Source organism: Leptotrichia sp. SK-5 (genome assembly GCF_055387215.1).
In genome coordinates this window covers 2066449-2080467 of sequence record NZ_AP028931.1, presented here as the reverse complement: position 1 = coordinate 2080467, position 14019 = coordinate 2066449, and the positions used below count along the sequence as shown (strand labels likewise).

Annotated in this window: 13 protein-coding genes; 12 read left to right on the top strand and 1 reads right to left on the bottom strand. The window is 28.9% G+C overall.

What is annotated here, in order from left to right; genetic code table 11:
* Positions 1–269 precede the first annotated feature (269 nt).
* The 11 genes from ACZ5B9_RS10305 (at position 270) to ACZ5B9_RS10255 (ending at position 11343) form a co-directional block, all read left to right on the top strand.
* Positions 270–647 (top strand): hypothetical protein, encoded by a 378-nt coding sequence (locus ACZ5B9_RS10305; protein WP_314291957.1) that lies wholly within the window; start codon positions 270–272, stop codon positions 645–647.
* Positions 648–821: 174 nt separating this feature from the next.
* On the top strand, positions 822–2075 hold the full coding sequence (locus ACZ5B9_RS10300; RefSeq protein WP_464422518.1) for a glucose-1-phosphate adenylyltransferase: 1254 nt from the start codon (positions 822–824) through the stop codon (positions 2073–2075).
* Between the two features lie 339 nt (positions 2076–2414).
* Entirely contained in the window at positions 2415–3803 is a 1389-nt protein-coding gene (locus tag ACZ5B9_RS10295) for a glycogen synthase (RefSeq protein ID WP_464422517.1), read from the top strand.
* A gap of 500 nt (positions 3804–4303) precedes the next feature.
* Positions 4304–4999, top strand: coding sequence for an N-acetylmannosamine-6-phosphate 2-epimerase (locus ACZ5B9_RS10290; RefSeq protein ID WP_464422516.1), 696 nt, complete (start codon positions 4304–4306; stop codon positions 4997–4999).
* A gap of 110 nt (positions 5000–5109) precedes the next feature.
* Complete coding sequence (locus tag ACZ5B9_RS10285; protein ID WP_464422515.1) at positions 5110–6729, top strand: PTS transporter subunit EIIC; 1620 nt, start codon at positions 5110–5112, stop codon at positions 6727–6729.
* Between the two features lie 105 nt (positions 6730–6834).
* On the top strand, positions 6835–7818 hold the full coding sequence (gene holA / locus ACZ5B9_RS10280) for a DNA polymerase III subunit delta (protein ID WP_464422514.1): 984 nt from the start codon (positions 6835–6837) through the stop codon (positions 7816–7818).
* 174 nt (positions 7819–7992) lie between these two features.
* Positions 7993–8145 (top strand): hypothetical protein, encoded by a 153-nt coding sequence (locus ACZ5B9_RS10275; RefSeq protein ID WP_464422513.1) that lies wholly within the window; start codon positions 7993–7995, stop codon positions 8143–8145.
* A 519-nt stretch (positions 8146–8664) separates the two neighbouring features.
* Entirely contained in the window at positions 8665–9204 is a 540-nt protein-coding gene (locus ACZ5B9_RS10270) for an ankyrin repeat domain-containing protein (RefSeq protein WP_464422512.1), read from the top strand.
* Between the two features lie 230 nt (positions 9205–9434).
* The gene (locus tag ACZ5B9_RS10265; protein WP_464422511.1) at positions 9435–10037 is read left to right on the top strand and encodes a TetR/AcrR family transcriptional regulator; all 603 of its coding nucleotides are present in this window, start codon (positions 9435–9437) and stop codon (positions 10035–10037) included.
* Between the two features lie 122 nt (positions 10038–10159).
* Positions 10160–10699, top strand: a complete 540-nt coding sequence (locus ACZ5B9_RS10260) for a flavodoxin family protein (protein ID WP_464422510.1) — start codon at positions 10160–10162, stop codon at positions 10697–10699.
* A gap of 14 nt (positions 10700–10713) precedes the next feature.
* Entirely contained in the window at positions 10714–11343 is a 630-nt protein-coding gene (locus tag ACZ5B9_RS10255) for a hypothetical protein (protein ID WP_464422509.1), read from the top strand.
* Between the two features lie 99 nt (positions 11344–11442).
* Here the strand turns inward: ACZ5B9_RS10255 and rpsT are convergent, their stop codons facing one another.
* The gene (gene rpsT, locus ACZ5B9_RS10250) at positions 11443–11709 is read right to left on the bottom strand and encodes a 30S ribosomal protein S20 (protein WP_021768146.1); all 267 of its coding nucleotides are present in this window, start codon (positions 11707–11709) and stop codon (positions 11443–11445) included.
* A 618-nt stretch (positions 11710–12327) separates the two neighbouring features.
* Here rpsT and gpmI point away from each other — a divergent pair.
* Positions 12328–13875: a 2,3-bisphosphoglycerate-independent phosphoglycerate mutase gene (gpmI, locus tag ACZ5B9_RS10245; RefSeq protein ID WP_464422508.1), complete on the top strand. Its 1548-nt coding sequence runs from the start codon at positions 12328–12330 to the stop codon at positions 13873–13875.
* Positions 13876–14019 lie beyond the last annotated feature (144 nt).

The window sequence follows — 14019 nt, the reverse complement described above, 5'->3', positions numbered from 1 at the left end:
CTCTAAAAATTTTGAAAATATTATGATATAATTTTTTTATAATTTATTTTTTTAATAAATTAAACAATTTAAACAAAGATATGGGGAAATAAATAAATATTATATAGGAGGTGAATAATATTGAAATATATTAGGTTAGATGTAAACTAATAATAGGGAATCTAAAATTATAGACTTATAATCTATGTATAATTTGAACTAATGTCAAAAAATCTTAATAATTTAGATTTGATTATAATTAAAAAATTAAAAATCAAAAGGAGAAATTTATGAGAAAAAATACAGAAGATTTCATTTTTTATATGGATAAAGAAAATATTGGTACATTAAATAACGAGATATGCGGAAATTTTTATTTAAAAAAAGATGAGATTAAGGATGAAAACATTGAAAAAGTTCAGTTTGACAATTTAAAATTTGGAATCTATTTTTCTAAATCTGAAGAAAATAAAGAAAGAATACTGGTTTTAAAAAATAAAAAGAAGATAAAATGTGGACATTATTTTATAAATGGGATAAAAAAAGAGTTTTATACAGACTTATATTTTCTAATAATGCACCAAAAAGAAAAAGACAAAAATAAAATTTTTGAAGAGTTAATTGAAAAAATATTGGGAATTATTAAAATAAAAGATGTAAATCTATAGAGTTTTGTTGTAAAATTACTGTGAAATAAAAAGAGCGTTGTTATAATATAAATTAAGCTACATAATTTAAATAACAGATAATATTATCAAAAGAAATTTTTTAAAAAAATAATTTGATTTTTTGAAAAATGGGGGTATACTTTTAATGTAAAGAACAAAAATGGAGGTATTTATATGAAAGTTTTAGCTATGATTTTAGCTGGTGGAAGAGGTTCAAGACTTGACATTCTATCAGAAAAAAGAGTTAAACCAAGTGTTCCTTTTGCTGGAAAATTCAGAATTATTGATTTTGCACTAAGTAACTGTTCAAATTCTGGTATTTATGATGTTGCATTGCTTACTCAATATTTGCCATTATCATTAAATGAACACATCGGATCTGGGAAACCATGGGATTTTGACAGAAGAGACACTGCAATCACAATGTTGCAGCCACATGAAAAACTTGGCGGAAATTCTTGGTATCAAGGAACTGCCGATGCAATTAGACAAAATATTGATTTTATTAAAAGTAAAAACCCTAAATATGTATTGATTTTATCTGGAGATCATATTTACAAAATGGATTACAGATGGATGTTAAAAGAACACGAAGAAAATGACGCTGAATTAACAATTGCTGTACAGCCAGTACCTATTGAAGAAGCAAGCAGATTTGGTATTTTTGAAGTTGATCAAAATAAAAAAATCTTAAGCTTTGAAGAAAAACCTGTTGAACCAAAAAGTAACTTAGCTTCAATGGGAATTTATATTTTTAACACAGACTCATTATTAGAATACCTTGAAAAATTGGAAAACCACGATTTAGATTTTGGAAATCACGTTATTCCTGCAATGATTCATGAAGATAGAAAAGTTTATGTTCACACTTATGATAGCTACTGGAAAGATGTAGGAACTTATGATTCATACTTGGAAGCAAATCTGGATTTAATCAAAAAATCCGAAGAAGTTGGAATTAATTTGTATGACCAAGGATGGAAAATTTACACAAGAAGTGAAGACTTGGCACCTGTAAGAATCGGAGTTACAGGAAGCGTTCAAAATTCATTAATCTGTAATGGATGTAAAATCGAAGGAAGTGTTGAAAATTCAGTATTAGGACCTGGAGTTACAGTTAGAAAAGGTGCAACTATTAGAAACTGTATCATTTTCTCTGGAACTTATGTTGATGAAAATTCTCATTTGGATACAATCATTGCTGATAAAAAAACATATATTGGTAAAAATTCATTTATAGGGAATGGAAATGCAAATATTCCAAATAAAGAACGTCCAGACTTACTGTCTTCGGGAATAACAGTTATTGGTAAAGGTGTAGTTATCCCTGATGGTTCAATTATTGGTAAAAATGTAAGAATTTTTTCTGGAGTAAAAATTGATGAGCATAACAGATTAATTGAAACAGGGGAAACTATAAAATGGTAGTTTGAACTATCTAAAATTAATAATTAAAAAAATTCAAGTTATTGAGATTTTTAAACTATTTTAAATAGTCGATCTTGGTAGCTTGAATATTTTAGAATATGCTCAAAACCTTATAAAATCGAACAGATATAATAGACTTGTTCGACAACTATATGTATTTAAAATTTAATAAAACAAATATTCTAAAGCAAGGAGTCTAAAATAAAAAACTTAGGTTATCGAACACATCTAATAAAAAAGGTTTTGGAAAAATAATAGAATAATAGAATAATCATAATTTTGCAGTTCGGTTTTAAAATGATTGTACTAAAAATATTTTTAAGAATAGGAGTGATTAATTTGAAAATAGTATATTTGGCATCTGAAGTGGCTCCGTTTTATAAATCTGGTGGACTAGCTGACGTTTTGGGGGCATTACCTAAAAAAATGCAGGAATTAGGACATGAAGTTTCTATAATAATGCCTAAATATGATATAATACCTTTAAAATATCTTGAAAAGCTGGAATGGGTAGCAAGGCTTGAAAGTCACGGAGATGTGTTTAATTTAGTAAGGTACCCAGATGATAAGATAAATTATTACTTTATTGAAAATAAAGCATTGTACGAAAGAGGACATGTTTACGGGGATTTTGATCAGGATGTTCAATATGCGATGTTTTCAGAATTGGCACTTAGATTTTTGAAGGAAATTAATTTGCAGGCGGATATCTTGCATTGTAACGACTGGCAAACTGGTCCAGTTCCATATTTTTTGAATGTTAGATATAACTATGATCCATTTTACTGGGATATGAGAACAGTTTATTCAATTCACAACTTAATGTATCAAGGAAAATTCTCTAAATACTCATTTGAAAGAATGGGGTATTATATGGATGACAGACATGACTTGAACTTTATGGAAATTGGAATTGGATATGGAGATGTTGTAAATACAGTGAGTCCAACTTATGCCGAAGAAATAAAATACGCTTACTTTGGTGAAGGGCTGGAATGGATTACAAACAGAAAATATATTCACGGTATTCTAAACGGAATTGATGTGGAAGAATTTAATCCTGAAACAACAAAGGGAATAATCCCTTTTAATAAGGATTCTTTAGATAAAAAGAAAGAAAATAAATATTTACTGCAAGAAAAACTAGGATTGCCAAAATCAGATGTTGCTTTAATTTCCATAATTTCAAGACTTGTGGAAGGAAAAGGGCTGGACTTGGTATCAGCGGTGCTTGAAAACTTATTGCAATATGACGCTGTTCAAATAGTGATTTTAGGAAGTGGAGATAAATTCTACGAAGACTACTATAACCACTTGGCATGGAAATATCCAGATAAATTCAAAGTTTATCTTGGGTACAACGGACAGCTTGCAAATGAAATCTACGCTGGAAGTGACATGTTCCTCATGCCATCAAGATATGAGCCTTGCGGACTTAGCCAAATGATAGCAATGAGATTTGGAACTATACCAATTGTAAGGGAAACAGGAGGACTAAAAGATACTGTACAGCCTTACAACATTTTTACAGATGAAGGAAATGGGTTCTCATTTACAAACTTTAATGCAGATGATATGCTTTTTACAATAAAAGTGGCAGAAGGAATTTATTATGACAGACCTGACATTTGGGAAAAATTGGTAAAAAGAAACATGGAGCTTGATTTTTCTTGGGACAGATCAGCAAGAGAATATGAAAAACTTTATGAATTAGCTAAATCTTATTAATTTTTAAAAAATAAAATGGAGTAGAACTTTGATGTTGCACTCCATTTTTTGTTAATTTTAGTTAGTTGAGTGCGAAAAGAGTCGAATTATGAAACTACTCGGCTGTCTTATATTAAATGGATGTCTAAATACAATAAGTAAATTTAAGTATAGATGCAAAATTATATACAGACAATACAAAAAAGTGTAGGAGAAATTCTAAGAAGTTTATGTGAATACAACAGGATTAGATCAAGCAATAAAAAATATACAGTAGTAATCGACAAATAAAGTGTAAAAGGGTATAAAAATCATTTCAAATTAAAGTGAAAAATTAGAACTATGATATTAAAATCATAAATTTGTTTTGGTATAAAAGAGTTCAAGTATAATTTGAAAAAGATTAAAATAAAATTTTTTTATAATAAAAAATTAAAAACTTTTTCTATTGACAAATTGAAAAAATAGGGTAATATAGGAATATAAGAAACATTAAGTGAAAGGTAAAAAAAGGTGTAATTATGAGTAAAGAAGAATTATTGAAAAAATTAAAAAGGAAATTGATTGTTTCGTGTCAGGCGTTGCCTGGAGAACCTCTTTATATAGAAGATGGTACTATAATGCATCTTATGGCTATTGCGGCAGAACAGGCTGGAGCAGCGGGAATAAGAACAAATGGAATAAGAGATATTGAAGAAATCAAAAAAAACTTAGATTTACCTGTTATAGGATTAATCAAAAAGCAATATGAAGGATTTCCTCAGCATATAACTGTAACGATGAAGGAAATAGATGATTTAGTGAAAGCTAAAACAGATATAATTGCACTAGACTGTACAATGAGAGAACGTCCTGAAGCAAAAACAATAAATGAATTTATAAAAAAAATTAAGGGGAAATATCCTGATGTATTATTAATGGCGGATATTTCAACATTTGAAGAAGGAGTGAATGCTGAGAAAGCGGGTGTAGATTTTGTAGGTACAACGCTTAGTGGATATACTCCTTACAGTAAAAAATCAGAAGGTCCTGACTTTGAATTAGTAGAAAATCTTGCTAAAACCCTTAATATTCCAGTAATAGCCGAAGGGAAGATACATGAACCAAAACAGGCGAAAAAAATGCTGGAATTAGGTGCATTTGCAGTAGTTGTTGGAGGTGCCATAACAAGACCTCTTGAAATAGCTCAAAGATTTGTTAGGGAAATGGAGAAATAAAAATTAGTAATTAAAATAAATATTATAGAAAGGAAATTATTGAAACTGTTTTATAACACAAGAAGGGAGAATAATTTAATATTTTAAATGGTTTCAATATGGTATATGCTATGAAAAATAATGGAATTTTTGCAGTATTACAGAAAATAGGAAGGGCTTTTATGCTTCCTATTGCAGTTTTGCCAATGGCAGGGATACTTTTAGGAGTGGGAGGTTCTTTTACAAATCCTGTCCTTATAAAAACGTATAATTTAACTTTTCTTGAACCGGGAACTCCGTTAAATTATCTTATGCAGCTGTTTTCTAATACAGGGTTATTTGTTTTTGCAAATTTGCCTTTACTGTTTGCGGTTGGTGTAGCTATAGGGCTTGCAAATAAAAACAAAGAAACAGCGGCGTTATCAGCTGTTTTAGGATTTTTGCTTTTTCACACTATAATAGGAACAATACTCAGTTTTAAAGGGATAACTCCTGATTCAGTAACTTATGACGCTCTTGTTGGAAAAGGTTTGAGTGAAGCTGCGGCAAGAGGGACAGCGGCATTATATGCAAAGGAACTTGGAATATTTACATTACAGACAGGTGTGTTTGGTGGTATAGTGTGCGGTATTGTGGCTTCGGCAATTACAAACAGTTTTTCAGATAAAAAATTACCTGATTATTTGGCATTTTTCAGCGGGAATAGATTTGTGCCTGTTATGACAATTATTTTATTTATTCCTTTGGCAGCAATATTTCCGTTTGTTTGGCCTACAATCTTTATGGGAATTGTAAAAGCTGGAGAAATGTTTGCAGCTACAGGGGCTATAGGAACATTCTTCTATGGATTTACAATGAGATTGTTAAATGTATTTGGATTACACCATGCGATATATCCTCTGTTCTGGTATACTCAGCTTGGAGGTTATCAGGAAGTGGCAGGACAGATGGTAGCAGGAGGGCAAAATATATTCTTTGCACAGCTTGCAGATCCTTCGGTAAAACATTTTAGCGCAGCGGCGACAAAAACAATGACAGGTGGATTTTTACCTATGATGTTTGGATTACCTGCAGCGGCCCTTGCAATGTATAGAACTGCGGATGGTAAGAACAAAGCGGTTGTAAAAGGGATATTGCTGTCAGCTGCATTGACATCATTCCTTACGGGAATAACTGAGCCGATAGAATTTACTTTCTTATTCGTAGCACCTGTACTATATGTAATTCATGCAGTGCTTGAAGGACTTGCCTATATGCTGATGTATGTGCTTAATGTGGCAGTAGGAATTACATTTTCAAGAGGAATTATAGATTTCACTTTCTTTGGACTTTTACAAGGAAATGCAAAAACTTCATATTACTGGATACTGATATTAGGGCCTGTATACGCACTTGTGTATTATTTTGTATTCAAAACATTAATTCTGAAATTCAATATTCCTACACCAGGTAGAGGAGATTCTGAAAATAAACTTTACACAAGAAAAGACTATAACGAAGCTAAAGAAAATACAGAACTTATAGACAATATAGTAGTTTCATTAGGAGGAGCAGAAAATATAGAAAATATAGATGCCTGCATTACAAGACTTAGAGTTACTGTAAAAGATGCGTCTATAGTTGCTGATGATGCTAGATGGAAAGAATTGCAGGCAAAAGGTGTAATTCGTTCTGGAAAAGGAATTCAAGTAGTGTATGGAACTCAGGCTGAAACATATAAAAATCAAATAAGAGAAAAATATAGAATATAATTTTTACAAATTTTATTTGTTTTTTGTTTTAAAGTTCAAATTATACAAAAAATTTGATATAATTTTCTCAAGAAATAAAAAATAATTATAGACGTGAGGGAATAAATGATTTATTTTATTGGAGGAAAAAAGCAAAGAGAATTTAAGTATTTTGAACTTTTGGAGAAAATTCGGAAAGAAAATATTGGAATTAGTGAAAGTTTTTTTGATGTGGATTTGAAGGAAAATGAAAAATTTTTGGAAAAAATAAATATTAATTCCATATTTTCAAGTCAAGAACTGGTTGTATTGAAAAGAGCAGAAAAGCTTAAAAATATTGAGGAAATTTTGAAATACATAGCAAACCTTGAGATAGTAAATAAGGAAATTATTATTGATTATGACAAGGAAGACGGGAAATTTGGAGTAAAATTAAAAAAGCTGCTGGATGAATTTAGTAAAAATAAGCAAATGGAAGTTTTTTTGTTTCAAAAGGAAACAGAAGAGGAAATACGGGCTTATGTTGTAAATGAACTGAATATAAACGCAAGGGATGTGGCAATGCTTCTTGAAATGATAGGGAGCAATCCGTTTAAGGTCAGAAATGAAGTTGCAAAAATTAAGATTTTTCTGGATGGAGAAAAGTTTGATATTGAAAAAATTAAAAATATTGTATCTATTGAAAAAGATTATCAAATTTATGAAATGACCCGAAACATATTGTTAAACAATCCGGCGGATGTAATGAGATACTTGGAGCAAAAAAAAGAATATATGGGAATCTTGTATTCTCTTTACAATGAACTTGAAATAATGTACAAAATAAGCTCGTTAAAAATGAAAGGGCGAAAACTCAGTAAAAATTACAACACTTTTAAAATAGAATTTGAAGAAATAAAGGAAATTTTTAAATCCAATAACAGAATCCCAAATTCCTATGTAATTTTCAAAAAAATAGAACTCGAACAAAACTACACAAATGCCAGTTTAAAAAAATTAGTTTTTAGATGCTGGGAAATTGAAAAAGATATAAAGACTGGTAAAATAGAAATGGAAACAGGAGTTGAAATGTTAATTATGGAAATTTGCTCATTATTTAGAAAAAAATAATTTTAGAAATCCTAAAATATGAATAAATATAAACATCTAACAAAGATGTTTAAATAATTGATTTATAATTAGATTGCTTAAAAGCTACTTTAACTGAAACTGATAAAATTTCAACAAAAAAATTAAAGAATACGAATAAAATTTGAAAGCAAACATAAAAGAGGTGTATTTCTAATGGGAATATTAAAAAAAATATGGGATATGCTGCCAGAAGGACGTCCAATTTGTGTGCCTAAGCCTGAAGCGTGGGGAGTAAAACAGGAGGAAGATAAAGAAAAAGATAAAGATTTAAAGAAAAAAGATGATGTGGAAAAAGTAAAGAAATAAAATTTATTGTAAAATTAAGTTTTAATACAAACTGATTATTCTCAGAAAATAATGGAAGAGGGTGCATTTAGACACTCTCTTTTTTATTCTATAGGAATTTTTATACTAAATCCCATTTAAAGAATAGAAATAATTTTTTATAATAAGGTTGTTTGATAATTGATTTATAATCATTCAACTAAATTATTTTTAGATATTTTGATTAATAAATATTTTTTATAATTACTATGTTTTTTCTTTTTTGCTTTCGCAGGATTACTGATTGCCGCAAAACCTTATTTTGCAGTAAAGGTTTGAAAATCTAGAAACATAAAGCAGAAATATACAATTATAAAGAAATGTGATATAATAAAAAAAATATATAGTAAGTTAAATTTTATGAGCACAAATGAATGTAAAAAAAATTTAAAAGAAAGGATAATTTATGTTTTAAAAAGTAGTTCAAAATTTTTGGTATAGTTCAATATAATTCAAAAACAACAAATGAAAATACCTACAAAATAAAGAAAGGACAAAGCTATGACAATTTATTCAGCAGCAGATATGGGAACATATGAAGAATTTTTAAAAATATTTAAAGAAGGAGATCAAAATGAAATAAGTCCATCAGGACGAAGTTTACTTTTTACAGCATTATGTAATACAAAATCAAAAGAAAGATATAAAATAGCAAATTTTCTAATAAATAAAGGAGCAGATGTTAAAATAATAACAGAAGATGGAATGAGTATGTTTTTTCCTTTGTTTTCTTATGAACGACAAGATATAGTAAAAACTACAATTTTATGTAAAACGTTATTGGAAAAAGGAGCAGATATAACAGTAATGCATAAGAAAGAGAAAACAGTTTCATTCAAAATGTTGTTTAACATCGGCACTCCTGAAATAGAAATGTTACCGTTATACCAACTGATATTTTCTCAACCAGGACTTCCTCTTTTAGTAAAAGATAAATGGGGACTAACAGTAATTGAATTTGCAAGAAGGTTTAATAGACCGATAGCAGTGAAAATGATGGAAGACTATGTAAAAAAATATAACTTAAAAGAGGATAGTTAAAATTATTAAATAATCGTTGTTGTGAAAGACAGCGGTTATTTTTTTCTATATCGCATATAATTTGGATTTTTAAAACAGCTTTTTACCCAATAAATTTTATAAAAATAGTAATTTATAATAATTTCAGTTAAAAAGTAGTAATAAAATTTTAAAATAAACTTGACAGTGTTAAGATTTGGGCGTATAATCTTTACAGTGATAAGATAATGAAAGTTAGGGGGAATTTAAGTATGGAAAAATCTAAAAAAAGTTACCATCATGGGAATTTACGGGAAGAATTGATTGAAAAAGGGATAGAGATGATAAATGAAGTGGGAGAAGAAAAATTGTCTTTAAGAAAAGTGGCTAAAATGTGTGGAGTAAGTAACGCGGCACCGTATACATATTTTAAGAAAAAAAGCGATTTACTTTACACAATGAGTGATTATATCTGGGGAATATTGGCAACGGAACTTGATAGAACAAGGAAAAAATATGAAAATCAAGAGAATTTATTGGTAAAATTAGGAAAAACGTACGTTATGTTTTTTTGTGAGAATAACAGATATTATCATTTTATGATTTCAAGAAAAAATATGAAAATAGATTTATTTTCAAAGTTTTCAGAAATAGAAAATAATAACGAAAAAGCCTTTAGTATATTAAAAAGCGAGGCGATAAAAATACTTGAAAAAATGGGAGTGCCAAATCAGGCTATGCAAGATAAAATTATAGCAATGTGGGCGTTGGTACAAGGATTGACAACAATAATGATTACAAATGATATAAAGTATTCTGAAAGCTGGGAAGAAAAAATAGAGGAGATAATAAAATCAGTTTGTATAGCGAAATAATCTTAAAAGAGAATTGAAAGTTGCTGGTTATTGTACGATTTTGAATCTTAAATTTGATTAATATTTAGCAGTTAAATTTTAAATAGATTTAATATATCTATGGTCTATGGAAGGTGAGAAATATGGAGTTAATTATACACGATTTAGACGATGAAAAATTGGAAAATTTAAAGTGGAAAATTGAAAAAAAGGAAAAAATTACGGATAAAATAAAAGATAGCATAAATCAAAAGAAAATAATAGTTGATGAAGATATATCTATAATTTGTGACAATGATAGAATTAAAAGCTGCATGGGATGTTTTGAATGCTGGATTAAAACTCCAGGGAAGTGTAAAATTAGGGATGGATATGAAAATCTAGCAAAATTATATTCAAAAGCAGATAAAGTTGTGATTATAAGTCAATGTGTCTATGGTTCTTACAGTCCGTTTGTAAAAAATGTGCTAGATAGGACAATTCCATATTTGTTGCCATTTTTTAAATTTAAAAATAAAGAGATGCATCATATTACACGAAATAAAATAAAATTTGACTTAAATGTATATTTTTATGGAAAAAATTTGTCGCCAAATGAAAAGACAGCTGCTAAAGAAATAGTAAAGGCTAATGGCGTGAATTTAGATGTAAAAACTTTTAAAGTTTCATTTTTAGAAGATTAGGAGAATGATGAGATATGAGAATTAGTATAATAAATGGCAGTCCAAAAGCAGGCAAAAGTAATTCTGAAATATTAGGAAATTATATTTTATCCTTGCTTAAAGACAATGAAATAAAAAAATATTATTCAATTTCTGTTAGATTAGATAATAAAATTAAAAATGAAATTCACAATAGTGACATCTTAATATTTCTTTTTCCTTTGTATGTTGATGGAATTCCGTCCAATCTGTTAAAATTACTTGTAGAATTTGAAAAGGAAAAAGTTATAAAATATGGAACTAAAATTTATTGCATGGCGAATAATGGATTTTATGAAGGTAAGCAAAATCGGTTGGCAATTTTGCAGATGAAAAATTGGTGCGAGAAAGTTAAGGCAGACTGGGGACAAGGAATTGGTGTAGGTGCAGGGGAATTGTTGCCGTATTTGAAAAAATATAAACTGGGGCAAGGACCGCTCAAAAATTTAGGTAAAGTGTTAGATGAATTTTCTGCTAATATTATAACTTTAAAAAGTGATGAGGATATTTATATAAATCCAAACTGGTTAAAAAGCCTATATTTTTTTCAAGGCACAATTTCATGGATTTTAAAAGGCAGAAAAAATAATTTGAGAGTGAGAGAACTTTTTAGAAAAAGTAATTAAAATTGTATAACTAAAAAAGACTATCCTTAGATTGCGACAGTCTTTTATTTTTGTTAATCTTAAAAAAATTTTTTTAAAATCAATCAGTGGCAAAAAAAATTAATTTGCCAATGAATTAACTTTTAATGTTAATCTAGATTTTTTTCTTGATGCAGTGTTTTTCTTAAGAACACCTTTTGTTACAGCTTTATCTAATTCTTTATATGCTACGCTTAATGCTGATTTAGCTTCGTCGACATTTTTAGCTTCAACAGCGGCAAGCACTTTTTTTACGAAAGTTTTAGTTCTGCTTCTAATAGCTTGATTTCTAGCTGCATTTCTTTCACCAATAAAAACTCTTTTTTTAGATGATTTTGAGTGTGCCATTTATTTCTCCTTTCAATAGTTTTTACTTATAAAATAAAATGCTATATAATTTAATATATGCAAATTACACAATATATTATCATTTTTTTCAATAAAAATCAAGCTATAAAGAATAAATTTTTTTCTCTTATCTTCATACTAGGTTATTTTAATCAATAAATATTTTTTTTGTTATCTATATATTTTTCTTTTTTTATAAAGCAAAGGGGAACAGTCGCTATCCCCTTTGCAAACCCAGCTCGTCTAAGCATTTTTTTGAAATGAAAACTAAACTCACTTTTTAATAAAAGTTATACCAATTCTTTAGATATTTATATTTTTAAATGTATTGAAAAAGCTCAAACAGTAGTTTTCATTCCAAAAAAATCACGACATTTTTAATTTAATCATAAACAACTATTTTGATTAAAAATTATAATAAAAAAAATTCTATAAATTTTAAAATAAGCAAAATTTCGTTAAAGAAAAAACAATTATTAACAAGAAGAACTTATAACATAAGATTTGAAAAAGGTTTTTTTGGAATTTTTTATTCAAATTCCTTGATAAATTTAGAAAAAATCTGTATAATAGATATAGAAAAAGAAAGTTATTTAAAAAATGGAAGGAAGAATGTTTATGAAAAAAAGACCAGTAGTTTTAATAATTTTAGATGGATGGGGAATGAACCATCACGATAATGAAGTAGATGGAGTAAAATTAGCAAAACCTATAAATTTTAACAATTATGTAAAAGAATATCCATATACTGAATTGAGAGCAGATGGGGAATTTGTAGGATTGCCTGAAGGACAGTTTGGAAATTCTGAAGTTGGGCATACAAATATTGGTGCTGGAAGAGTAGTTTACCAAATGCTGCCAAAAATTACAAAAGCTATTAAAGAAGGTACAATTTTAGAAAATAAAGTGCTGTCAGATATTATGGAAACTACAAAAGCAAATGGAAAAGCTTTACATATTACAGGATTGACTTCTGACGGTGGAGTTCACTGTCACATTAATCATATAATTGGATTAGCTGACATGGCTAAGAAAAAAGGACTTACTGAAGTTTATGTTCATGCGATTATGGATGGAAGAGATACTGCCCCTGAAAGTGGAGTAGAGTACTTGGCACAATTGCAAAAAGCATTGGATGAACTTGGTGCAGGAAAAATTGCTACAGTTGTAGGAAGATACTATGCAATGGACAGAGATAACAACTGGGATAGAATAGAACTTGCCTATGATGCTCTAACTTCTGGAGAAGGAAACTTGGCGGCAACTGCTGATGAAGCAATCAGAAATTCTTATGCAGAAGGAATTACAGATGAATTTGTAAAACCTGTTAAAATTGGTTCAAAAGATAATGGATTGATTAAAGATGGAGATGGTGTAATTTTTGCAAACTTTAGACCTGATAGAGCTAGACAATTAACTAGAACATTTGTTGACCCTGAGTTTACTGGATTTAAAAGAAAAGTTTATCCGAAAGTAAATTTTGCTACAATGGCTCAATATGATGCAACATTCAGCTCACCAGTGGCATTCCCGCCTGAAACAATTGTAAATGGATTTGGGGAAGTTGTATCAAAAGCTGGATTAATACAAGTAAGAACAGCAGAAACTGAAAAATATGCACACGTAACATTCTTCTTCAACGGAGGAAAAGAAGAACCGTATCCAGGAGAAATCAGATTATTGTCTGACTCACCAAAAGTTGCAACTTATGATCTGCAGCCTGAAATGAGCGCTTATAAAGTGAAAGACAGATTAATTGAAGAATTAAATACTGGAAAAGTTGACACAGTTGTATTAAACTTTGCAAATCCTGACATGGTTGGGCATACTGGAAATGTAGAAGCTGTTATGGAGGCTTGTCAAGCGGTGGATAACTGTACTGGGCAGATTGTAAGAAAAGTATTAGAATTAGATGGTGCGGTATTAATTACTGCAGATCACGGAAATGCTGATTTATTAGTAAATCCTGAAACAGGAGAACCTCATACAGCACACACTGTGAATCCTGTTCCATTTATCTTCATCTCAAATGATATGAAAGATGCAAAATTGAGAACAGATGGAAAACTAGCTGACATTACTCCAACTATGCTTGATTTATTAGGATTGGAAAAACCAGCTGAAATGGATGGAAGTACATTAATTGTAAAATATAAATTATTTTAATTGAAAATAGATTCAAAATATTGTTAAAAAAAAATCTCTCTGTAAACTTAAAAAGAGAGATTTTTTTGTTGTAATACAAATAAAAAAGTGTTATAATAGAACGAAAACTAAAAAAAATTTAGATTTAGATTTGAATTATAATTA